Below are 22,915 nucleotides of genomic sequence, written 5' to 3'. Positions count from 1 at the left end.
GATTGGAGATCAAAGCACGTGCATTTGCCCTTGATCGGCGGCGCATTGGCCCGGCGGCGCAAGGGCCCGGCGGCGCTGGGGCGGCGGCGCGGCGGCGCGCCTCGGACGGGACGGCGGCAGGGGCGTCAGCGCGTGAGGGCGGAAAGGTCGACGATGCCCAGGCCGTCGATCGCACCCCGCAGGTCGCGGCACATGATGCGGAACGTCTCGGGCATCTCCACGCCGCGGGCGGTCAGGAGCGCGGTGAACTCGTCGGCGCGTTCCGAGGCGGCGTTCAGGTAATTGGCGGCGTTCTCGACCTGGAGTTGTGGCGGGAACGGCAAATGCGCGCCGCGGGTGGCGTCCAGGTTCCGGTTCGCCTTGAGCAGGTCGGTCGACAGGACGTCGAACAGATCCCAGAGCCTCTCGTACTCGGGGCCCGCGAGAGCCGGTGCGAGGCGTTCGCGTGTCCGGTTCAACCGGTTGATCGCCTCGTGCAGGTCGCGGCGGATGCGGTCGAGCGCCACCTCGGCCGTCGCGGGGATCTGCCACTCCTGCCTGTTGACCGTGGCGCCCAACTCGTGGCGCAGGCTGGACAGGTAGGCGGTTGCCTTGTTGAGGTCGTCGACCGCCACCCGCAGCAGGTCCGGCCGGTCGTCCAGGCGCCAGTAGAACTCCGACAGCCGCTCGGTGGTGGAATGGATGCTGCTCTCCAGCTTCGACAGGTCGTCGGAGGCGCCGCTCTCCTGCAGCCACTGGGCGCGCTCCTCGGCGGTCCGGTTGACGGCCTTGCCGAAGCAGAAGCCCGCCAGCGACAGCAGCGAACCGATCACGAAGTCCTTCTGTGACAGGTAGATCTCGCGCAGGTTGGCGGCGGCGACGATCGCGGTGATGAGGACGACTGCGGTGCCGGACAGTGCCCAGACGTGGCGCCGATTCATGGCGGACAGTCTCCCAGAGGCTACGGAGGGCAAGCCTCGCGACATGCCCGCGGTGAATGTCGCTGACCTGACCGTGCGACCTCGCGAAGGGCGCCGCCCACGCTCACATGCCGGACTCCTCCACAATGGCCTTTGCGAAGTCGGTGTCGGGTCGCGGTCGAGGCACCCCGTCGACGGTGACGTCGACCAGCTCGTCGAAGAACGCCACCAGCCCGGCCAGCAGGGCGGCATCGGGCAGCGGCTCGCGGTAGGTCCACAGTAGGTGCGGGCGCGCGGCCGTCGACCAGTACGTCGCCCGGCCCTTGTAGGGGCAGTAGGTGACGCGGTCGCTGGGCAGCAATTCGGCCCGGACGTCTTCGAGGGGCAGGTAGAAGCGGGTCGGCAGGCTGGTCTCGAAGACCAGGGTCGGTCGCGTGCTCTCGGCGAGCAACTCGCCGCCCACCTCCACGCGCACGTGCCGCGAGCTGGGCCGCACGTCCACCCGGTGGTAGGGGTCGCGCGGGTGGGAGTGGATCGGCTCGTCCTCCTCGAACCAGGCGTCGAACGCCTGGAAATCAAGCACAACCAGGTCGTCCAGGGCCGCGTCCGCGGGCCGGAAGGCGGCCCCGTCGCGGTCCAGCTTGTCTAGGCGTACGCCGTAGGGCTCGCCCAGAGTGGAATGGACCGCGAACGGGATGCCGGGGTGCAGCACGGGTCGCCCGTCGTCGGGGCGATCCGATGTGGACTCCACAAGTTCGGCGCGCACCTCGTCGACCGGAACGGCGTACGACGGCACCACCCGGCGCGGCTCCCACACCAGTACCGCCCGGGTGGTGTCGACCACCGTCTGGTCGCCAAGCACCGCCCGTACCCGTTTCTCGGTCGGCTCGTACCGTAGCTCTGCCAACCGGCTCAGCATCGCGTCACGCATGCGGGTGCTCATGCGTCCCAGTGTTACTCGCTAGGCGCGCCCGGGGGTCTCGGCGAGGGTGGTCGCGCCTGTCATGATGGCGACTGCTTCCGACATCGTGTGCGTCTTCGGGGTCACCACGCCGGCGCACCGGCCCAGGCGCTGGATGTGGATGCGGTCGGCCACCTCGAACACGTGCGGCATGTTGTGGCTGATCAGGATGACCGGCAGGCCGCGCGTGCGCACCTCTTGGATCATCTTGAGCACCTGGTTGGACTCCTTGACGCCGAGCGCCGCCGTCGGCTCGTCCAGTACGATGATCTTGCTGCCGAACGCGGCCGCGCGCGCCACCGAGATCGCCTGGCGCTGCCCGCCGGAGAGGGTCTCGACCGGCTGGGCCATGTTTTGCAGGGTGCCGATGCCGAGGTCGGCGAGGGCCTGGCCGGCGTCGCGGCGCATACCCTTCTTGTCGATCATGCGCAGCACGCTGCCGAGGAAGCCGGGGCGCCGCCGCTCCCGTCCCAGGTACAGGTTGCTGGCGATGTCGAGCGCGGGCGCCACCGCGAGGGTCTGGTACACGGTCTCGATGCCGGCGTCGAGCGCGTCCTGCGGGCGCTTGAAGTGCACCGGCTGCCCGTCGATGAACATCTGCCCGGTGTCGGGCACCAGCGCACCGGTCAGGCACTTGATAAGCGTGGACTTGCCGGCGCCGTTGTCGCCGATGATGGCCAGCACCTCGCCTGGGTACAGGTCGAGGTCGACACCGTCGAGCCCTACCACCCGCCCGAACGTCTTCACCATGCCACGCGCGGAAAGCACGGGGTTCATGCGCGGTGCCTCCTGATTCGCTCGCTCATGCGCGTACCTTCCTGATCCACTGGTCGACGGCGACGGCGATGATCACCAGCAGGCCGACGGCGAGCACCCGGTACTGGTCGTCGACGCCGGCCAGCGACAGGCCGCTGCGGAAGAACCCGACGATGAGCGCGCCGAGCAGGGTGCCGAGCAGCGCGCCCCGGCCGCCGAAGAGGCTGGTGCCGCCAATCACGACCGCCGTGATGCTCTCCAAGTTGGCGTCCGTGATGGCGTTGGGGCTGGCGGCGCCCGCGCGTCCGATGAGGATCCAGGCGGTGAGGCCGTAGATGGCGCCGGCCACCGTGTAGACGCTGAGCAGCACCCGGTCGACCCGGATGCCGGCCAGCCGAGCGGCTTCCTTGTCGTCGCCGACGGCGTAGACGTGCCGACCCCACGCGGTGTTGGCGAGGGCGAACCCGACCACGACGTAGAGCGCAACCACCAGCACCACCCCGGTGGTGATCCGGAACTGTCCAATGCGGAACGACTCACCCGTCCAGTTCAGCAGCGACGGCAGATCCGATGCCTGGACGCTCTGGCCGCGCGAGTACAGCAGGCCGATCGCGGTGAACACGCTCAGCGTGCCGAGGGTGACGATGAACGGCGGCAGCTTGATCCGGGTCACCAGAGCGCCGTTTAGCAGGCCGGCCGCGATACCCAATCCGATGCCGACCGCGACGGCCAGCACGCCCGGCAGGCCCGCACCCTCGGCGAGCTTCGCGGCGACCATCATGGACAGGATCGTGATCGCGCCGACCGACAGGTCGATGCCGGCGGTGAGGATGATGAGCGTCTGGCCGACGGCCAGCGCGCCGATCACCGCCACCTGTTGCACGACGAGCGACAGCGAGTTCGCCGAGGCGAATCTCGGGTTGATGCTGGAGAAGACGACGAACGAGATGACCAGCACCAGGAAGGGGCTGATCGCGGGGTATGAGTGGAGCAGGTGCTGCACCCGCTGCACGGGCGAGCGCCGGCGCAACGCGAACTGCTCGGTGGCGGTACTGGCTGGTTGGAGTGTGGTGGACACGCCGCTCCTTCGGGACGGCCGGCCGCGGCGCGCTTGCGCCGCGGCCGGGTGAGGATCGTCAGGCGGTGCCCCAGCAGAGCGTCGCGCCCTTGGTGCTGTCGATGCTCTCGACGCCGGTGGTCGGCTTGTCGGTGACCAGTGCGACGCCGGTGTCGTAGAAGTCGAGGCCGCTGGTCACGGCCGGCTTCGCGCCGCCGGTCGCGATCTGCTTGATGGCCTGGACGCCGAGCTCGGCCATCTTGATCGGGTACTGCTGCGAGGTGGCGTTGATGACGCCGTTCTTGACCTGCTGTACGCCGTTGCAGCCGCCGTCGACGGACACGACGAGCACGTCCTTGGTGCCCGCCGCCTGCATCGCCTTCTGCGCGCCGACCGCGGCCGGCTCGTTGATGGTGTAGACGACGTTGACGTTCGGGTTCTTGGCCAGGCAGCGCTCCATGGCGGTGCGCCCGCCGTCTTCGGCGCCGTTGGTCGGCTCGTTGCAGACGATCGTGTACGTGCCGCCGGAGTAGCTGCCGGTGGGCGCCTCGTCACCGTTCTTCTTGCTGTCGCCGGTGTCGATGCCCATGCCGGTCAGGAAGCCCTGGTCGCGGTTGTAGTCCACCGACACGATCTTGTCGTTGAACAGGTCGAGCAGCGCGATCGTCGCCGGCTTTCCGGCCAGCTGCCCGGCTGTCCACTTGCCGATGAGCTCACCGGCCTTGAAGTTGTCCGTCGCGAACGTGATGTCGACGGTGTCGGCCGGATCCGGCGGGGTGTCCAGCGCGATGACGTACAGCCCGGCCTCGCGCGCCTTCTTGATGGCCGGGTTGACGCCCGGCCCGTTCGGGGTGATGAGGATGCCGTCGTCGCCGCGGGCGATGGCGTCTTCGATCGCCTGCACCTGGCCGGCCTCGTCGCCGTCCTCCTTGCCGGCCGCGATGGTCAGCTTGACGCCGTCGGCGTTGGCGGCCTTCTTGGCGCCGTCCTGCATGGTGACGAAGAACGGGTTTGTCGAGTTCTTGGTGATCAGTGAGACCGCCACGCTGTCGTCGCCCGCGTCGTCGCCGCCGCCACACGCGGCGGCGAACAGGCTGAGGGCGGCTGTGGCGGCGAACAGACGCGCGGCCCGGCGGGTGCGCTCTCTCATGTCCGCTCCTTCATCTTCGGGGGGTGTCCCGTCGCGGCCGGCGTGTCACCGACTCGACAACGTTGTCGAGGAGGTTAACTCTTGTGCTCCGCCATGTGTCAATAGCAATCTGACAACGTTGTCGAGTGAGTTGACATCGTTACCTGGCGGACGCAGACTGCCCGCGGAGGGATGAGATGACCGAAGAGCCGGTGGCGCCCCGAGGGCGCCCCACGTTGCGCGACGTGGCGTTGCTCGCCGGGGTCAGCACCAAGACCGCCTCGCGGGTGGTCACCGGCGAAGGCGGCGTTACGGCCGCGAAGGTCGCCGCCGTCCAGGACGCGGTCGCGAAGCTCGGCTACCGGCCGAACTTCACCGCGAGCAGCCTGCGCCGCGCCAACGGCCGCACCGCGGCTATCGCGGCCGTACTGGAGGACGTCTCCAACCCGTTCTCGTCCGCCCTGCACCGGGCCCTCGAAGACGTCGCCCGCGACCGCGACGTCATGATCTTCGCGGGTAGCGTCGACGAGGACCCGGCGCGCGAGCGGGCGCTCATCCACGCGTTCACCACCCGCCAGGCGGACGCCCTCGTGGTCGTGCCCGCCAGTGACAGCCAGCACTACCTCGCCGGCGAGGTCAACGCGGGCACCCCGGTCGTGTTCGTGGACCGTCCACCCGTCGGCGTCGACGTCGACGCGGTCCTGGTCGACAACCACGCCGGCGCGGCGCAGGCCGTGCACCACCTGGTCTCGCACGGGCACCGCGACATCGCGTACCTGGGCGACTTGCTGGCGATCGCGACCGCGCGGCAGCGCTTCCAGGGCTACAAGGAGGCGCTCAGCGACCACGGCATCCGGCCGTCACCCGAGCACATCGCGCACGACCTGCACACCGAGGAGGACGCGGAGGCGGCGGCGCGCCGCATCCTCGCCGGCGAGGACGCGCCGACCGCGCTGTTCACCGCGCAGAACCTGGTGACGATCGGCGTGCTGCGCGCCCTGCGGTCGCTGCGGCTGCACGAGCGGGTGGCGCTGGTCGGGTTCGACGACTTCCCCCTCGCCGACCTGCTGCAGCCGCCGGTGACGGTGGTCGCGCAGGACCCGTCGGCGATGGGGCGGCTGGCGGCGTCGCTCATCTTCCGCCGCCTGGACGGCGAGGCGTGGCCGCCCACCACCCACTATGTACAGACCCGCCTGGTGGTACGCGGCTCCGGCGAGATCCAGGGCCCGCACGCCGCCGCTTCCTGAAGGCGCGCCGCCTCGCCCGCGGCGCCTCAGGACGGGCGGGGCTCCGGGCGGCAGTCGATGCCCCGCTTCGCGCAGGAACTCCAGCCAGCGCCGCGCGCCGCCGGCGTTCTCGGCGGCCCGCTGCAGATCGGCGGGCATCCTGCCGGCCAGGATCTCGCCGACGCCGTACGCGAGCGGGATCGACACGCACCGGGCCATGGCGCTCTGCAACCAGGCCGTGGTCGCGTCTCCTGCGACGCCGCGCTGACCCTCGTCGATGGCCGCGCCGGCCGGCGGTATCGGTGATGGCGACGACGAAGCTGACGCCCGCCGTGTTGCCGAGGACGACGCGCAGCGCGACCTGCTGTGCGTTGCTGATCGAGACCGGCGCCGCCGGCCGGATCGTGGCCGGCGTGCCCGGCGCCGTCCAGTTGATCTGGATACTACGGCGCGGCATGCACACCGATCAATGCGCCCGGAATCACCTTCTCCGTCTACATAGGACGTTGTGCAACCGCGTAGTCCCCGCAAGCGTCATACAGGTATGACCTTTGCTCGCGTCCGCGCGATAGTCGTTTTCGGGTGCCTTGCCGTTGTTGGCGGTATTGTCGCGCTGGTGACCGTCGTCGCCGACGACCAGGCCGACGGTGCGTCAGCCGGATGCGCGCCGGGCCAGCCCTACGCCGACACGGAGATCCGGCAGGAAGACAAGATCACCATCGCCGTGTTCAATGGGACCGACCGCGCGGGAGTGGCCGCGGCCGTGGCGGCAGACCTGCGCGACCGCGGCTTCAAAGCCAAGGCCGAGAAGGATGACCCGAAGCACGACGACGTGTCCGGTGTTGGGATGGTGCGGTTCGGGCCCGAGGGTGTGGGTTCCGCCCAGGTCGTCCGGGCGTACCTGTTCGGCGAGGCGACCCGCGAGTACGATCCGGACCGGCGCGGCGCGGTGGTCGACCTGGTCGTCGGCAAGGACTTCCAGGAACTCGCCCGCCTCACGGACAAGAACATCGCCCTCGCCGACATCGGTCAGCCCGAGGCGCCGGCCGGCACCTGCGAGCGTCCCACGTCCTAGGCGTGCCTCCTGGAGACATGCCCTAACGATCGGTCCACTCGTGTGTAGTCGTGCGAGGCCGCCTGCGCCTCGGTGATCCGCACCAGCTCCGGCGGGCTGTAATCCGGAAACGCGATGACCTGGCCGAACCGCGACCGCAGGCCCGGGTTCGCGGCCGTGAACCGCACCATCTCACCGGTGTAACCCGCGGCGATGACGACCACCTCGTCGCGGTGGTCCTCCATCAGCTTCACCAGCGTGTCGATGGCCTCCCGCTCGAAGTCGCGGCCAGCGTCCTCAGGCGACAGTGAATAGGCCTCGTCGATGGACAGCACACGGGCGGGGAGTCTACTGTCCACGATCAAGGATCGCGCGGGCCCGTCACCGCTGCGGGGTCTAACGCCACCCGCGAGCCGGGGGCGTATCGTCCACCCCGTGGAAGTCAGGGCGGGGACATCGGGGGATGTCGCGGCTGTGCTGGCGATGCTCGACAATGCGGTGCGGTGGCTGGTGGAGCGAGGGCGCGTCGGGCAGTGGGGCACCGAACTGGCGTCGACGCAGGCCCGGCGGATCGACGCGGTGACTGGGTGGGCCAACGACGGCAGCCTGTACCTCGCGTGTGTGGAGGGCGTTCCGGCTGGTGCGCTGGCGGTCGGCACCGCCCCGGCGTACGTCCCGCCCGCAACCGAGCCTGAGCTGTACGTCAACCTGCTGGTCACCGGCCGGTCCTTCGCCGGGCGCGGCGTCGGCACCACGCTGCTCGGCCACGCTCGGGACCTGGCGGTCGCGCGCGGGATCGGGCTCCTGCGGGTCGACTGCTACGCGGGCGGCGACCGGGCGCTGGTCCGGTACTACGAGCGGGCCGGGTTCACGGCGACGGAGCCCTTCACCGTGGGCGAGTGGCCGGGGCAGGTCCTGGAGCAGCGGCTCGTTTGACGCGGTCGCGGTCGCACACCAAGCTGGATGGGTGTTCGACGTGATCGTTGTGGGAGCGCGGGTCGCCGGTTCGCCCACCGCGATGCTGCTTGCCCGGCAGGGGCACCGGGTGCTTGTGGTAGACAAGGCGCGGTTTCCGAGTGACGTGATTTCGACGCACCTGCTGCACGTGCCGGCGGTCGCGATCCTGCGCGGGTGGGGCCTGCTGCACCGGGTGCTCGCGTCCGGCACGCCGCCGTACGAGTTCTTCCGGATGGATTTCGGCGACTTCGCCATCAACGCGCCGGCCCCGGCGGTCGACGGTGTCCGGCACCCGTACTGTGTACGCCGCACCGTGCTGGACAAGGTTCTCGTCGACGCGGCTGCCGAGGCGGGCGCGGAGGTGCGTGAGGGGTTCACTGTGGATGGCCTGGTCGTCGAGGACGGCACCGTGGTCGGCATACACGGCCGGGACCAGTCGGGTGCGCAGGTCGTCGAGCGGGCGCGGATCGTGGTGGGCGCCGACGGCCTGCGGTCGACAGTGGCGCGCGAGGTCGGTGCCGTGCCCTACCACGCCACGCCGTCGCTGACGGCGACCTACTACGCCTACTACCGGGGAGTGGCCGCCGGCGGCGGCGAAATCTACAGCCGTGGCGACCGGGCGGTCGTGGTCTTTCCAACGAACGACGACCTGGCGTGCGTGTTCGTGTCCTGCCCGACGAAAGACTTCGCGGAGTTCCGCACGGACGTGGAGGGTCAGTACACGGCCGCGATCGACCGGGTGCCGGAACTGGCCGCCCGGGTCCGCGCCGGCGGCCGGGTCGAGCGGATGCGGGCTACGGCCGACCTGCCCAACTTCTTCCGCACCTCGCACGGCCCGGGGTGGGCGCTCGTCGGCGATGCCGGCTACCACAAGGACCCGTGCATGGCGTCCGGCATCATGGACGCGTTCATGTGCGCGGAGACGCTCGCCGGGGCGATCCACGGTGGACTGGCGGGCGAGCGCCGCATGGACGAGGCGCTGGCGGAGTACGTGGCCCGCCGCGACGCCTGGTTCACGCCGTACCTCGACCTGACCACTCAGCTTGCCGCGATGGAGCCGCCACCGCCGGAGATGGCGGCGCTGCTGGCCGCGATCGCCGCCGACCCGGCGGAGTCCACCCGGTACATCGGCGCCTTGCAGGGCAGTACGCCGATCGGGGAGTACCTCACGCCCGACAACATTGGCAGAATCATGGCGAACGCCAGCCCAGCGCCGTAGACAGTTCGGCGGCGGCGGCCACCAGCAGTGAGCGGGCCTGCTCGGCACGGTCGGCATCGAAGCGGATCGTCGGCACCGACACGCTCATGCCGGCGACGACACGCCCGGTGTGGTCGCGCACCGGCACCGCGACGCACCGCACGCCCCGGGTGTACTCCTCGTTGTCCACGCTGTGTCCACGCTCGCCGATGAGAGCGAGTTCGGCTTCCAGCGCGTCGAGGTCGGTGATGGTGCTGTCGGTGAACCGCTCCAGCGGCTGCCCGCCGAGCAGCGACCGGCGTTCGGCCGCGGGCAGGTCGGCGAGCAGCACCTTGCCCACCCCCGTGGCGTGGGCCTCCAGGCGGCGGCCGATCGCGGACGCCAGCACGAGCATCTGGCTGCCATCCACCTTGGACACGTACACGTTGTACCGGCCATCCCGGACGGCGAGCTGGACGGTCTCGTCGAGCGCGTCCCGGACGCGTTCCATGTACCAGCGGGCCCGGTCGGCCAGGTCGACCGCGCGCAGGTACGCGTTGCCGGCCTCCCACGCGCGGATGCCCAGGGTGTAGCGGCGGGTCTCGGGATTGAGCTCGGACCAGCCTGATCGCACCAGGGTGCGCAGCAGGCTGTGCAGGCTCGACCGGGGATAGCCCAACGCGTCGGCGATCTCGGTGAAGGTCATCGGCGCCTCGCGCCGCGTCAGCAGGTCGAGGATCTCCAGCCCGCGCAGCGCCGACTTGACGGCCTCCGCCTCGCCGCGTGCCAAAGCTCCACCCCCAAGGTCACTTGTAATTCGTATATGTGAACAGAGGTTCGTCGCCTTGACAAGACCCTCGCGGTCGATAAGGTGCTGTTCACCGACGTGAAACCAGGTTTCGGTATGCGAACGGAGTCGGCATGAGCTTCACAGTTCGGGCGCTACCGGTCGGCCGCACGGAGATACCGGGGCCGGAGCTGTTCTGGATGGGGGAGTGGGACCACTGGTTCCCGCTGTCGTTCCACGTCCTGCTGCTCCAGCGTGACGGCGTCACCGCGCTGGTCAACACCGGAGCGCCGGACGACCTCGCACCGCTCAACGAGATCTGGACCTCGATCCTCGGCGAGCGCTCCCGCTACGAGCGCGACGCCACCGAGACCATCGAGGCGCAGCTCGACCGGGTCGGTGTACGCCCCGCGGACGTCACGCACGTCATCGCGACGCCGTTCCAGCTCTACACCACCGCTGGGATCCCACTGTTCACCAACGCCCAGATCTGCCTGTCGAAGAAGGGCTGGGTCCACTTCCACACCACGCACCAGCACCCGCACGACAACCGCTGGACCTCCCTCTCCCGCGACGTCCTCGTGCACCTGGTCACCGACGCCTGGGACCGGGTGCGGCTACTGGACGACGAAGACGAGGTCGTGCCCGGCCTGCGCACGTGGTGGGCCGGCACCCACCACCGCGCCTCCATCGCCGTCGAGGCGGACTCGGCGGCCGGCACCGTGGTCGCCTCCGACGCGTTCTTCTACTACGAAAACGTCGAGGACGGCAGGATGCTCGGCATCAACGAGAACATGTACGAGGGGCTCGCCTGCTACGAACGCACCAGGCGGGTCGCCGACCACATCGTTCCCCTGTACGACCCCAAGGTGTTCGACCGGTACCCGGACGGTGTGATCGCATGAGGCGACGCAAGGCTTTGGCGGTGCTCGCCGCGGTGTCCCTGCTCGCCGCGCACCAGTTCACCGGACTGCGGCAGAATCTCGGTGACCAGCTCCCCGCGGGACACCTCGCCGACCCTGTGGGTGCCCACCACCGCACCGTCGTTCACCGCGCCGAGCAGGACGTGCTGGTCGGCTCGACCTGCGGGTGCGGCCGGGTGAGATCGTCGGCCTGTACGGGCTAACGGCGGCGGTGCTCGGCGGCGCCAGCCTGAGCGGCGGCCAGGGTCGCGTGTGGATGACGCTGGTTGGCGCCCTCATCATGGGCACGCTCACCAACGACCTCGTCCTCTTGGACATCTCGTCGTTCTGGCAGATGGCCGTGCTCGGCGTCGTACTGATCCTCGCCGTCGCGCTCGACCAGCTACGCACCCGGAAGACGGGCTGAGCGACGCCGCGTACGGTGGCGGACGACCAGGCCCGCGGCCAGGAGGAGCGCGACGAACAGGAGGGCGTACGCCCACCACTGGGCCTGCCACGGCGATGGCTTGATGCCGGGCCCGCCAAGCGTGCCCTCTGTTGCACCAGGTCTTCGGCCAGGTGCGGGTCGCCCATCAGCAATAGCGCCGTGCGTGACAACGCCGCGCCACGCGCGTGCACGTAGTCGCGGAACGAGTCGGCGGCCGGAGGTATGGGGGGCACATTACGTACACGCACGCCGTGCCGCGTTTGGAGGGGTGCCGCCGGCGGCGATGAGTTTTGGCGTCTCGCGTCGTCTACAGGTCATGACGATAATCAGGCCGGTGGAGCCGGCTATCACGCACCGGGAGGCCCAGCCGTACGTGGCCATGAAACGGCTGGTCACGATGGAGACCATTCCCGAGATCGCCGACCGCATCCCCGAGGTGATCGGTTGGCTGGCCGAGCGCGGTGTCCCGCTGGCGGGCGCCCCGTTCCTCAAGTACAACGTCATCGACATGGCGAGGGAGCTGGAGGTCGAGGCCGGGGTGCCCGTCGAGCGAGAAATCGGGGGCGACGGGACGGTGTGCGGCAGCGTGCTGCCGGCTGGCCAGTACCTGACAGTGACCAACGTGGGGCACCCGGACGAGCTTCTCGACGTGACGGCCGGCCTGCTGTCCCACGCCGAGCGTCACGGCCTGGCGTGGGACGTGACCGACACGGACGCGGGACAGCGCTGGGGTTGCCGGCTGGAGATCTACCACACCAACCCGCTCGAGGAACCCGACATGAACAGGTGGGAGTGCGAGCTGGCGTTCCGCCTTGCCGACTAGCCGGCGACCTGGCGGGGTCAGGACGTGAACGGGTAGGGACCGAACCGCCATACCACGACCGCGGCGAGCAGCAGGATGATCACGTTGATGACGATCCCCTGCTGCTCCTTGCGGCGGGCGTGGACCACCGCAGGCCCGGTAACCTCAGCTCCTGTCACGCAAGGCTTCCAGGACCGTCGTGTACATGCGGGTCTTGATCGTTGCGAGGGTGTCGCCGGCCTTGCCGGCGAGGGAGCCGGCCAGCTCGACCGCGGTCGTGCGCACCGCGTCCTCGTCCACCGCGTGGTCGACGATGCCGGCGGCGAGCGCGTCGGCGCCGCCGTAACGGCGGCCGGTGGTCATGGCCTCGTGCGCGGTCCGCGGGGCCAGCCGGGCCTGGATCAGCGCCGACATGCCCCGGGTGAACGGGATGCTGATGTCAACCTCGGGCAGGCACCAGTAGCCGCGGTCGGCGCGCATCACGCGGACGTCGTGCGCCAGGGAGAGCATCGCCCCGGCGGCGAAGGTGTGCCCCTGTAGGGCGGCCACCGTGATGACGGGCAGCGTGAGCATCCGCGCGAACAGGCCGTGGACGCTCGCGGCGTACCGCTCGTACTGGTCGCCGTTGGCGAACAGCCAGTCGAGATCCAGGCCGTTCGAGTAGAACTTGCCCGTCGCGGCGGTCACCAGGGCCCTCGGTCCATCCGCCTTCTCCACCTCGTCGAGCGCCGCGTCGACCGAGGCGAGCCAGTCGGGGTGGAAGCGGTTTTCGGTGTCGCCGAGGTCGAGGACGAAGACGTCTTCGTGGCGGTCAAGCGTCGGCACGGCGCCACCTCCCGGGGGGTTACTGATAGGTAACTTCTGGTGTCAGCATACTCAGCCGCTGCGGTCGGGGCCCGCGTGGGTGATGGTGACGCGCAGCAGCACACGGCGGTCGCGGACCATCGCGGCGCGGTAGTCGTCCCAGTCCGGGTGTTCGCCGGAGATCCTCCGGTAGTAGTCGACCAGCGGCTCCATCGCGTCGGGCAGGTGGACGATCTCGACGCGGCCCTCGACGTACAGCCATTCGCCGAAGAACCCGTCGTTGAGGACGCAGATCACGGCGCGCGGGTCGCGGGCGAGATTGCGGGTCTTCATCGCGGTCTCGCGGGTGCTGATCACGACATGTCCGGCTTCGTCGACGCCGACGGTCACGGGCGAGACCTGGGCCCTCCCGTCCTTGTGATACGTCGTCAGTACGGCTCGGTGGTTGCGGCTGATGAAGTCGCGTGCGCGGTCGGCGTCCATGGTGCCAACCGTATGTCAGGGCACGCCGCGCGGTGGCCGCTGGGTTCGCCGCAAGCGCGTGAAATCTCCGACGTTCAGAGAACGTAAAGACGCGTAGCCCGGCGCCAACGCGGGCCCCTACTCTCGGCGCTGCACATCCATGCATCTCAGTTGATGAGTCGGGCAGGGGGCTGACGATGGCACGGGAGCGGCTGCGGCGGACTTTGGTCGCGTTACTGGCGTTGGTGGTTGGAGGGGGCGGGTCCATCGCGGTGACGACCGGACCGGCGCGGGCGGCCGACCCCGGCAAACCCAGCTGGGTAACGGATCTGGAGGACGGTAAGGGCGCGGGGACGGGCGCGCCCGCACCGTGGCGGGAGTCGTCGTCGGCGCCGCTCGGCCGCAGCAGGCCGGCGCCGCCGGCGACGTTCGCCTTCCCGAAGCCGGGAGCGGGCGACGGTACCGTCGCGGTGAAGCCGCGCGGTGGAAAGGTGGCCCCTGCTGTGCGGGTGCTGGACCGGGCCGCCGCCCAGCGCGTGGGCGCCTCCGGGTTCGTGTTCACGGTGACGGGCCTCGGCAGCGGGCGGCTGCCGGCCGACGTGACCGTGGACTATGGCGCGTTCGCGAACGCGTACGGCGCCGGCTACGCCGACCGGCTGCGGGTGGTCGCGCTGCCGGACTGCGCCATCGTGAACCCGGTGCCGGCCCGATGCGACATCGCGGGTGTACCGCTGGCGGCGCGCAACGACCGGATGGCGAACAAGCTCGCGCTCGACGTCGACCTGGCCGCGGCCGTGAAGTCCAGGGCGGAGTCCATTGCGGACAGCGCGGCGACGGCCGTCTTCGCGGTCACCGCCGACGTGGGCGGTGACGAGGGCACCTTCGCGGCCTCGTCGCTGTCGGTGTCGGGGAGCTGGCAGGTGTCGCCGGGTTCGGGCGAGTTCAGCTACTCGTACCCGGTCGACGTTCCGGCGCCCGGCGGCGGCAGCGCGCCCTCCGTCGGCCTCGGCTACTCGTCCGGGGCAGTCGACGGGCTGACGCTCGCCACCAACACGCAGGCGTCCGCGACCGGCCTCGGCTGGAGCGACTTCGCGAACGCGTTCATCGAGCGGCGGTACGAGCCGTGCTTCCGCAACATCGGCACCGCGGACCTGTGCTGGAAGTCCGACAACGCCACGATCTCGCTCAACGGCCTGAGCGGGCCGCTGATCCCGGTCAACGCGGCGCACACCGAGTGGCGGGTGCAGTCGGATCCAGGGTGGAAGGTCGAGCGCCTGAACGACGCCCAGTACGCGAACATCTACCAGAAGCAGCGCTGGCGGGTGACCGGTCCCGACGGCACGATGTACGACTTCGGGCTGGGGCACATGCCGGGCCGGCAGACCAACTCGGTCCTGGCCGTGCCGGTGATCGCTGACAACACCGGTGAGCCGTGCCGGGGCGCGGGCGACACGGTGGGCGGCTGCGACCAGGGCTGGCGCTGGTACCTGGACCGCGTGACCGACCCGGACGGCAACGTGCAGTCGCTGCTGTACGAGCGGGAGTCGAACTACTACTCGGCGGTCGGTGGGCTGGCCGGCAACGACGGGTACCACCGCGGCGCCCTGCTCAAGGAGATCATCTACGGCGGGCAGGGGTGGGACGCGAACAGCTACTCGGCGCGCGTGACCTTCGGGCTTCAATGGCGCTGCGGCTTCCTCGTCGAGGCGTGCCCGGCGCCGGCGGCCGGCTCGACCGGCTTCCCGGACGTACCGGTCGACCTGATCTGCACCGCGACCTCCGCCTGTAGCGTGCACGCGCCGTCGTTCTTCACCGGCCGGCGGTACGCGTCGGTGCGCACCGACGTGAAGGTGGGCAGCGAATGGAAGCCGGTGGCGCAGCACAACCTGTACCACTCCTTCGGCGAGCAGGGGCGAGGCACGGCGTTCAAGCTGCGGCTGGACTCGATCCAGCACGCGGCCATCGCGTTCGGAAAGCTCAACGCGTACCCACACACCAGCTTCACGTACGCGGTGCGGGACAACCGCGTCGACCACGGTGGACAGATCCCGAAGGCGATGCGGCACGACCGGATCGTCAAGGTGACGAACCCGTTCGGCGGCGCCACCTCGATCACCTACTTCCGAAACAGGGTCTGCGCTCCCGACTACAACCCGTGGCCCCGGTGGGACACCAACGAGCAGGACTGCTTCCCGCAGTCCGTCAAGGACGGCGCGCACCTGCGCACCGGCGTGTTCAACAAGTGGCTGGTGCAGCGGGTCGTCGAGTCGCCCGGTGGCGGCTCACCGGACATGACCACCAGCTACGCCTACCAGGAGGAGCCCGTCTGGGCGTTCGACACCGGCGCGTTCGCCCGCGACGAGGACGAGACCGGCTGGGCCGTGTGGCGCGGATACGGCACCGTGACCATCACCAAGGGCACGAGCCGCACCCAGCTGCGCCTTTTCCGCGGCCTCGACCAGGATCCGATGCTGGTGCAGGACGGCAGCGGTGACTGGGTGCCGCTGGGCAAGCGCCCCGAGTCCGTCAGGACGTTCGACGGCTCGGCGACCTATGTGGACCACCGCTCGCTGGCCGGTCGCACGCTGGAGGAGCAGCAGCTCGGGACGATCGACGGGGCGCCCGACAGCGTGCTGGAGTCGCGGCGGTACGAGTACGAGCGGCGGATCACCCACGACCCCGGCGGCGACTACCTCTTCGACGCCGAGTGGGTCGGGCCGAGAAGCACCACCGAGAGCGTGGCGACCGCGCCGGGCGTGTTCCGCCAGCGGCGCAGCCAGACCACGCACAACGCGCACTTCCAGCCCACCACCACCCTCGAAGAGGGCTGGCTCGACCAGGCCGGCGACGAGCGCTGCTCGATCACCACGTACGCCGACGACCCGAGCCGCAGCATGTACGTCTACCCGGCCACGAACAAAAAGGTCGCCGGCGACTGCGCCAGCACTCAGGTCTTGACGCTCAGCGAGACGTACTACGACGGCAGCGGCACCCTCGGCGCGCTGCCCGGTGTCGGCAACCCGACCCGGCAGCGGACGCTGGTCGAGAACGGACGGTGGAGCGAGGCGCGCATGGAGTACGACGCGCTCGGACGGCCGGTGAAGGTGACCGGGCCCACCGGTGCGGTGACGTCCACGGCGTACGGGGTGACCGCCGGGGCGCCGACCACGCAGATCCCGATCCGTACGACGGTCACGAACCCGCTCGGGCACCAGACCATCACCAACTTCCATCCCGAGTTCGGCGTGCCGTCCCGGGAACGGGACGCCAACGGCAACGTGACCGAGTACGGGTACGACGAGTTCGGGCGGCTGGAGACCGTGTGGCTGCCGGACGCCCCGGTGGACTTCGCCGAGCCGTCGTGGCGGTTCTCGTACGACGTCCCCAACCGCACCGTGCGGTCGCGCCAGCTCACCTCGCAGGTGCGGTGCTGTGAAGGGGCGACGTTCGACGACACGTGGCTGGTGTACGACGGGTTCTGGCGGGAGCGGCAGGTACAGGGACGCTCGCCGGTTTCCGGCCGGGTGCTGCTCGCCGAGACCACGTACGACAATCGCGGGCAGCTGCGCGACGAGACCGTGGAGCAGGCGGTGGCCGGCGCTCCGGGCAAGTATCTGGCGCTGCCCAGCGGCACCATCTGGCAGAACCGGACCCGGCACCAGTACGACGAGCTAGGGCGGGAGGTGCGCAATGAGTGGTTCCACGGCAACGACGTGGCGCACGCCACCACCACCGCGTACACAGTGGACAGCGTGACGGTGACCGGGCCGGACGGGCGCAAGGTGCGCGAGCGGGTCGACGGGCTCGGACGCACAGTCGCCGTGGAGGAACAGGACGGCCAAGCCTGGGCGTCCAGCGCCTACCGCTACGACCTGGCGGACCGGCTGCTGTCAGTCACCGACCCGGCGGGCAACCGCATCGACTACACGGTCAACCTGGCTGGCTGGCGCACCAGCCAGCGCGACCCCGACCGGGGCAACGCCAGCTTCGCCTACGACGATGCCGGCAACCAGACGAGCGCCACGGACGCGGCCGGCAACCAGATTCACACCAGCTACGACGCGTCCGGCCGCAAGCTGACCCGACGGTCGGGTTCACCGACGGGGCCGCTGCTGGCCGAATGGGTGTACGACACGGCGCCAGGCGGCAAGGGCAAGGCGCATCGCGAGATCACGCACACCGCGGGCGGGGACTGGATCTCCGAGGTGCCCGGCTACGACAACAAGGGACGCCCGAGCGGCAGCCGCCTGACCGTGCCCGCCGGCATCCCCGGACTGTCCGGCCAGTACGAGGTGAAGCTGGCCTACGACCGGGCCGACCACGTCACCCGCACCACATACCCCGCTGTCGGCGGCCTACCGAGCGAGGAGGTCGTCACCGAGTACAACGCGATGGGCCTGCCGACCCGGATGGCCGGGCTCGCCGAGTACGTATGGGGCGCCGGCTACGACGACCGTGGACGCCGCACGTCGGCCGGTCTCGGTCCACGCCCCGGGGGCAGCACGTGGATGGCGCGGAACTGGACGTTCAACGCCGACCAGCGGCCCAGCGGATGGCAGACGTACCTCGGCGCGAGCAACGTCGTCTCGCAGCACGACCTGGCGTACGACCCGGCCGGCAACCTGCGCGAAAAGGTGACTCGTCACAATGGGCAGTCGTGGCGGGAGTGCTTCGGGTACGACCCGCGCAGCCGGCTCACGTCGGCGCACACGGTGCCGGCCACGACGTCGTGTGTGGACGGCCAGCCCGGTACGGGTGACCGGCCCTACGCCCACACCTACCGGTACAGCCCGGACGGGCGGCTGCTGGAGCGCGTCGAGAACGGCGTGAGCACCGGCTACCAGTACCCGACGTCGGGCGCTCGCCCGCACGCGCCGACCACCATCGGCGCCGGCACGTACACGTGGGACGCCAACGGCAACCTCGCCACCCGGAGCGCGGGCGGCGGCACCGAGACGTACGTGTGGGACGTGCAGGGAAGGCTCGCATCGGTGGCGGGGCCTAGCGGGACAACCGGGTTCGTCTACGACGCCTCCGGGCAGCGGCTGCTGCGCCGGGCGCCGGACGGGCGGGTCACGCTGTACGTGGCCGGCCACGAGGTGACCGCCAGCGCGGACGGGACCTCGGTGACCGCGGTCCGCGCGTACCAGTTCGACGGCCAACTCATCGCGACGCGGACGCCAGCCGGTGTCGATTACCTGATCTCCGACCCGGCGGGATCCGTCGAGCAGTCGGTGCCGTCCGGCGGCGCGCCGGACGCGTCCCGGCTCTACACCCCGTACGGCCGGGTGCGGGAGCGGTCGGGGGACAAGGACACCGACCGGGGGTTCATCGGACAGGTGGAGGACCAGTCTACTGGACTGTCCTATCTGAACGCGCGCTACTACGACGCCAGCACGGGCGTGTTCGTCTCCACCGACCCGGTCTACGACACGGCGAAGGTGAAGTCGCTCAACCCGTACGGCTACTCGGCCAACAACCCGGCCACGTTCACCGACCCCAGCGGCCTGTACTCCCAATACACCTGGGGGATCGAGATGGAGAACTCGCAGCTGAAGGCGCAGAACAAGGAGCTTCTGGCGCACATCAAGCGGCTCGGCAACTACATCGAGGACCTGCAGGACGTCATTCGCAAGCAGCAGAAGCAAATCAACAAGCTGGTGAGCTATGTGGAGGCTCTCGAAGCCGAGCTTTCCCGGCAGGCGAGCATCATCCGGCAGCTCCAGGCGCGCGTCGCGTACCTCGAACGTGTCGTGGTCGCCCAGCAGCGCGAGATCAGCCGGCTGCGCTGGGTGGTCGCGCGCCAGCAACAGATCATCCGCTACCAGGCGGGTGTGATCCGCTACCAGGCCGGCGTCATCAACTACCAGCGCGGCATCATCGCGGCACTGGTCTACGAGGCGATCCAGCCCGAGTATCAGGGCTTCGTCCTGTCGAGCATCTTCAGCGGCAACGGCATCCCGATCCGGATGGTGCACTCGCTCAACATGGAGACGCTGGAGAACACCGGACCGCTGGTGGCAGCGACCTGGAATGGCGAACTGGAGATGCTGGGCTCGCGACGCGTCGCAGCCGAGCGGCAGGGCGCGAGACTGGAGGGGGAGATGATGGCCGCGGAGAGCCGGATCGCCGACCTGGAGTACGAGAGCGCCTACCACGAGGCGCGGCGCGACGAGCTCTACGCCGAGCTGCACAGCACCGACTTCATGACCACGCTGTGCGACGCGAACAGCCTCGCGGGCGGCGGATACACGATCGCGATGGGAACCCGTGCGAATCCCTACGTCGCGGCGGGCAGCGCCATCTTCGGCATCTACTGCGTGGTGAGGTAGCCATGCGACGGATTACCTGGATGACCGTGACGGTGTTGCTGGCCACGGTGGCGCTGGTGGTGCCGGAGGTGGCGCTCGCGCGCCCGCAGGGCAGCCTGCGGGCCGCCGATCCCACGCTGGCGCGGGACGGGGACACGTGGGTGTCGCTGTCCACGAACGAGTCGCTGTCCGCGCCGTCCGCCAAGGCGTGTAACCCGGCCGATCCGGTGTGGGACAAGGGCTTCGCCTACATCCCGTACCGGACCGGACCGGCACCGGACCAGCTCGGCGACTGCTGGATGGGCGATGCTCTGCCTGGCGGCCCCGGGCCGTGGGCGGACCGTCCGCCGCAGGTGGGGATGTGGCTGTGGGCGCCGACGATGGCCCGCATCAACGGCGCCTGGTGGCTGTTCTACGTGGCCCGCAAGGCGGGCACCGGCCAGCAGTGCATCGGCGTCGCCGCCGGTGACCGGTCCACCGGGCCGAACTGGCTGCACCCCGCCCAGCCGCTGATCTGCCCATCGAACGGCTGGTGGGCGATCGATCCAGAAATCTTCTACGACCGGCAGACATCCGCCTGGTACCTGTTGTGGGACTCGGGGCCACTCAACGTGCAGCGGTTCGACCCGGCGACCGCCTCGCTGGTCGGCCCGGTGCGGGCACTGCTTCAGGAGACCCACCCGGACCTCGGGTTCGACGAGTTCACCAACGCGAGCGGACAGGCCGAGCAGGTGATCGAGAACCCGACGCTGGTGCGCGCTGACTCCGGCGAGCTGTGGCTGTTCTTCTCCGCGAACGCCTGGGCGTCGAACAACTACGCGACCGGCTGGGCGCTGTGCGGCCGGTCAGCGCCGACAAGCGGAGGCGCGTGCGGCCTCGTCAACTCGTTCGACCCGGCCAGCCGGTACCGGCCGTGGTGGGGCTCGTCGGGCCGCACCGCGCCGATGCCCAATGTGGACGCGACACCGCTGAACGCCTTCCCGGACCTGCCCGGGTTTGGAGGGCTGTCGGTGGCGGTACCGGACCCGACCGGGCCCGCACAGCAGCCGGTGTACGCCACCGCGCACATCTTCTGGGGCGGCGCGTCGAACCTGCGCACCCAGATGGTGTTCCGGCTAGACACGACCGGCGTGACGCCGGCGCTGTACGAGCCGGGCACGGTGGCGATTCACGGCCGGGAGGGCAGCTTCGGCACCGACCTGCTCGGTCCGGCCACCCCGTCCGGCCACGCCCTGGCCACCAGAGCGGTGCCTGGCTGGGGCTGGCCGGCGGGCCACAACGGCATCTTCAACGCGATGACCGCCGACGGCACGTTCGTGATCCAGGGCGGCAACACCGACGTGGCCGACGACTACGTGGCCGCCGGGGTGTACGACCCGAAGACCAGCGCGTGGAGCACCCTGAACGCGACCACGTCGACCGGCACCCGCACGGTCTCGCCGTTCGTGGAGGACGGCAAGACCTTCCACGGGGGGGCATCGTCCTGGGACGTGCTGCCGATCGGTGACGGCAACGCGGTCGCGTTCACCAACATGTTCGGCGTGCCGTGGCCGCCGTACCTGAACCGGCGCCGGATCCCGCCGGAGGGCGTCTGGCCGAGCCTCGGCGTCATCGCCAAGCGCGACGGCCGCTGGCAGATCGTCAACCAGTGGACGGCGGCCGAGCTGGCGCGGTCCAATCCGGACTCCGATGCGGACGAGCGGGCGTGCACGCCGTACGAGGGGCTGCCGGACGCGACCAGCCTGTGCGGCGGGCCCAACGAGATGGCCGTCGCGCCGAAGTCCCGCGACCTGATCGTCGCGCTGTACGCCGGCGACGGGCGGCGCGCCAGCGGCGGTCTGATGGCGCTGCGCGTCACCGGCCCGGACTCGGGCGGGCGGTACCAGGCGCGGATCGTCGGATACTACGCCTACCCCGAGGTGCCGGACATCAACCCGCCGAACCCGGAACGCCCCGGCAACCTCGGCATCGCTCTCAAGACCGTGGAGACCGACCCGACCAGCCCGCTCGGAGATGAGCGGTTCAACGTGGTGGCCGACATCTGGCACGCCGACGACGACGGAAACCCCGACACGGTCCCGCCAGGGCTGGACCCGAGCGTCACACAGGAGTTCAGCTACGACGCCCGCACCGGCGCGATCCGCCCCGTGTCCGCGCCGTTCATCGCCGCCGCCGACGGAACCGGGTTCCGGGGCGTGCACGGCGGCATCTACGACCGGCAGGGCAACCTGTGGTCGGGATCGAACGGCGTACAGGTTTGGGCGGGCGGCCCAGCATGCCCGTTCGACCCGGTGCGCTGGGAGAGCCAGCCGGAGAGCTACACCTCCACAGCCGGCGGCCGTACCGTCTGGGGCCAGACCTGCGCTCCCGACTACACGCTGCGACAGGGCGCCGACGCGGCCGGCGGCGGGCTCTTCGGAGGCTTCCTCCAACTCGCAGAAGACCCCGCCACCGGCACGATCGTGGGCGTCGACACCTGGGACACCGGCAACGTGCTCGCGGTGCGGCACGCCGGCTCCGGGCGGCAGAAGACCTTCACAGTCGGTACGCTCGTCGACAGTGGACGGAACCTGCTGCCCCGGCAAGGTCCGCCGGAGCAGCGACCGCCGGTCTTCGACAAGACCGGGCGGGCATGGTTCACCGTCCACATCTGGCCGCCGGGCGAGGGGCACACCCAGAAGATCGACCACTGGGTCGCGTCGGTCGACCTGGCGAGCCTATTCGCTCCGGCACCGGCCGCACTGCCGGTGGCCGCCGGGCAACAGGCCCGCGTACAGGCCGAGCAGACGCGCACCACGAGCACCCGGCGGCAAGCACCTGGCCCGGACGGCAGCATGGCCGTGGACAGCGACGCGCACATGGTGCTGTGTCGCGGCGCGTGCGCCGACGATGGCGTACCCGGTGACGGGTTCGCGCTGCGCGGTGGCTCAGCGGAATACACCGTGTACGCGCCGGCCGCGGGCGCGTACGAGATCGGGTACCGGGCCAGCGGCGGCGCGGGTGCGCGCGTCGAACTCGGCGTGGGCGGCACGATCCACACGACGTCGCTGGACACCGGCGGGGCGTGGCGGCTGGTCGCCGGACCGACCGTGCAACTCGCGGCGGGCGTCAACACGCTGCGGCTGGCGGGCAGCGGCTGGCAGCTGAACTGGATGACTCTGACAAGAAGGTGACGCACGCGGG

At 70.2% G+C, this 22,915-nt stretch carries 21 protein-coding genes; 11 read left to right on the top strand and 10 right to left on the bottom strand.

Annotated features, from left to right (window positions below):
• Nucleotides 1-125: 125 nt before the first annotated feature.
• The 5 genes from V6V89_RS00580 to V6V89_RS00560 all read right to left on the bottom strand — a co-directional run bounded on the left by V6V89_RS00580 (nucleotide 126) and on the right by V6V89_RS00560 (nucleotide 4,823).
• Entirely contained in the window at nucleotides 126-920 is a 795-nt protein-coding gene (locus tag V6V89_RS00580; protein WP_334616837.1) for a hypothetical protein, read from the bottom strand.
• Nucleotides 921-1,023: 103 nt separating this feature from the next.
• Nucleotides 1,024-1,842, bottom strand: coding sequence for a DUF427 domain-containing protein (locus tag V6V89_RS00575; protein WP_334616836.1), 819 nt, complete (start codon nucleotides 1,840-1,842; stop codon nucleotides 1,024-1,026).
• Nucleotides 1,843-1,860: 18 nt separating this feature from the next.
• Nucleotides 1,861-2,637 carry an ATP-binding cassette domain-containing protein gene (locus V6V89_RS00570; RefSeq protein WP_334616835.1) on the bottom strand — a complete coding sequence of 259 codons (777 nt, stop codon included), beginning with the start codon at nucleotides 2,635-2,637 and terminating at the stop codon, nucleotides 1,861-1,863.
• Between the two features lie 25 nt (nucleotides 2,638-2,662).
• A complete protein-coding gene (locus V6V89_RS00565; protein WP_334616834.1) occupies nucleotides 2,663-3,694 on the bottom strand; it encodes an ABC transporter permease in 1,032 nt (343 codons plus the stop codon).
• Between the two features lie 58 nt (nucleotides 3,695-3,752).
• On the bottom strand, nucleotides 3,753-4,823 hold the full coding sequence (locus V6V89_RS00560) for a substrate-binding domain-containing protein (RefSeq protein ID WP_334616833.1): 1,071 nt from the start codon (nucleotides 4,821-4,823) through the stop codon (nucleotides 3,753-3,755).
• A 176-nt stretch (nucleotides 4,824-4,999) separates the two neighbouring features.
• Here V6V89_RS00560 and V6V89_RS00555 point away from each other — a divergent pair, with 176 nt between their 5' ends.
• The 3 genes from V6V89_RS00555 to V6V89_RS00545 all read left to right on the top strand — a co-directional run bounded on the left by V6V89_RS00555 (nucleotide 5,000) and on the right by V6V89_RS00545 (nucleotide 7,103).
• Nucleotides 5,000-6,049, top strand: coding sequence for a LacI family DNA-binding transcriptional regulator (locus tag V6V89_RS00555; protein ID WP_334616832.1), 1,050 nt, complete (start codon nucleotides 5,000-5,002; stop codon nucleotides 6,047-6,049).
• A gap of 57 nt (nucleotides 6,050-6,106) precedes the next feature.
• The gene (locus tag V6V89_RS00550) at nucleotides 6,107-6,334 is read left to right on the top strand and encodes a hypothetical protein (protein ID WP_334616831.1); all 228 of its coding nucleotides are present in this window, start codon (nucleotides 6,107-6,109) and stop codon (nucleotides 6,332-6,334) included.
• 310 nt (nucleotides 6,335-6,644) lie between these two features.
• Nucleotides 6,645-7,103, top strand: coding sequence for a LytR C-terminal domain-containing protein (locus tag V6V89_RS00545; RefSeq protein WP_334616830.1), 459 nt, complete (start codon nucleotides 6,645-6,647; stop codon nucleotides 7,101-7,103).
• Here the strand turns inward: V6V89_RS00545 and V6V89_RS00540 are convergent.
• Nucleotides 7,100-7,441: an AAA family ATPase gene (locus V6V89_RS00540; RefSeq protein ID WP_442935049.1), complete on the bottom strand. Its 342-nt coding sequence runs from the start codon at nucleotides 7,439-7,441 to the stop codon at nucleotides 7,100-7,102. The genes V6V89_RS00545 and V6V89_RS00540 overlap by 4 nt on opposite strands.
• A 76-nt stretch (nucleotides 7,442-7,517) precedes the next feature.
• Here V6V89_RS00540 and V6V89_RS00535 point away from each other — a divergent pair, with 76 nt between their 5' ends.
• The gene (locus V6V89_RS00535; RefSeq protein ID WP_334616829.1) at nucleotides 7,518-8,018 is read left to right on the top strand and encodes a GNAT family N-acetyltransferase; all 501 of its coding nucleotides are present in this window, start codon (nucleotides 7,518-7,520) and stop codon (nucleotides 8,016-8,018) included.
• A gap of 40 nt (nucleotides 8,019-8,058) precedes the next feature.
• The gene (locus V6V89_RS00530) at nucleotides 8,059-9,258 is read left to right on the top strand and encodes an NAD(P)/FAD-dependent oxidoreductase (protein ID WP_334616828.1); all 1,200 of its coding nucleotides are present in this window, start codon (nucleotides 8,059-8,061) and stop codon (nucleotides 9,256-9,258) included.
• Here the strand turns inward: V6V89_RS00530 and V6V89_RS00525 are convergent.
• A complete protein-coding gene (locus V6V89_RS00525; protein WP_334616827.1) occupies nucleotides 9,230-10,006 on the bottom strand; it encodes an IclR family transcriptional regulator in 777 nt (258 codons plus the stop codon). The genes V6V89_RS00530 and V6V89_RS00525 overlap by 29 nt on opposite strands.
• Nucleotides 10,007-10,137: 131 nt before the next feature.
• On the opposite strand from V6V89_RS00525, the gene V6V89_RS00520 reads away from it, so the two are divergent.
• From V6V89_RS00520 to V6V89_RS00505, 4 genes are all read left to right on the top strand, one after another.
• The gene (locus tag V6V89_RS00520) at nucleotides 10,138-10,908 is read left to right on the top strand and encodes a hypothetical protein (RefSeq protein ID WP_334616826.1); all 771 of its coding nucleotides are present in this window, start codon (nucleotides 10,138-10,140) and stop codon (nucleotides 10,906-10,908) included.
• Nucleotides 10,905-11,129 carry a hypothetical protein gene (locus V6V89_RS00515; protein WP_334616825.1) on the top strand — a complete coding sequence of 75 codons (225 nt, stop codon included), beginning with the start codon at nucleotides 10,905-10,907 and terminating at the stop codon, nucleotides 11,127-11,129. The genes V6V89_RS00520 and V6V89_RS00515 overlap by 4 nt, the downstream gene beginning before the upstream one ends.
• A complete protein-coding gene (locus tag V6V89_RS00510) occupies nucleotides 11,093-11,332 on the top strand; it encodes a hypothetical protein (RefSeq protein ID WP_334616823.1) in 240 nt (79 codons plus the stop codon). Before V6V89_RS00515 ends, V6V89_RS00510 begins: the two co-directional genes overlap by 37 nt.
• A 337-nt stretch (nucleotides 11,333-11,669) precedes the next feature.
• Nucleotides 11,670-12,176: a GyrI-like domain-containing protein gene (locus tag V6V89_RS00505; protein WP_334616822.1), complete on the top strand. Its 507-nt coding sequence runs from the start codon at nucleotides 11,670-11,672 to the stop codon at nucleotides 12,174-12,176.
• A gap of 17 nt (nucleotides 12,177-12,193) precedes the next feature.
• Here the strand turns inward: V6V89_RS00505 and V6V89_RS00500 are convergent, their stop codons facing one another.
• The 3 genes from V6V89_RS00500 to V6V89_RS00490 are packed head-to-tail and all read right to left on the bottom strand — an operon-like array spanning nucleotide 12,194 to nucleotide 13,442.
• Nucleotides 12,194-12,334, bottom strand: coding sequence for a hypothetical protein (locus V6V89_RS00500; protein WP_334616821.1), 141 nt, complete (start codon nucleotides 12,332-12,334; stop codon nucleotides 12,194-12,196).
• Nucleotides 12,321-12,980, bottom strand: coding sequence for an enoyl-CoA hydratase-related protein (locus V6V89_RS00495; protein WP_334616820.1), 660 nt, complete (start codon nucleotides 12,978-12,980; stop codon nucleotides 12,321-12,323). Before V6V89_RS00495 ends, V6V89_RS00500 begins: the two co-directional genes overlap by 14 nt.
• A 51-nt stretch (nucleotides 12,981-13,031) precedes the next feature.
• Nucleotides 13,032-13,442 (bottom strand): PPOX class F420-dependent oxidoreductase, encoded by a 411-nt coding sequence (locus V6V89_RS00490; RefSeq protein WP_334616819.1) that lies wholly within the window; start codon nucleotides 13,440-13,442, stop codon nucleotides 13,032-13,034.
• A gap of 176 nt (nucleotides 13,443-13,618) precedes the next feature.
• On the opposite strand from V6V89_RS00490, the gene V6V89_RS00485 reads away from it, so the two are divergent.
• Together V6V89_RS00485 and V6V89_RS00480 are read left to right on the top strand one after the other, a co-directional pair.
• Nucleotides 13,619-19,753 carry an RHS repeat-associated core domain-containing protein gene (locus V6V89_RS00485; protein ID WP_334616818.1) on the top strand — a complete coding sequence of 2,045 codons (6,135 nt, stop codon included), beginning with the start codon at nucleotides 13,619-13,621 and terminating at the stop codon, nucleotides 19,751-19,753.
• A 2-nt stretch (nucleotides 19,754-19,755) separates the two neighbouring features.
• Entirely contained in the window at nucleotides 19,756-22,905 is a 3,150-nt protein-coding gene (locus V6V89_RS00480) for a family 43 glycosylhydrolase (protein WP_334616817.1), read from the top strand.
• Nucleotides 22,906-22,915: the final 10 nt, after the last annotated feature.

Source organism: Micromonospora sp. CPCC 206061 (assembly GCF_036906915.1).
In the GTDB taxonomy this organism is placed as follows: Bacteria; Actinomycetota; Actinomycetes; order Mycobacteriales; family Micromonosporaceae; genus Phytohabitans.
This window is presented reverse-complemented; position numbering and strand designations above follow the sequence as displayed.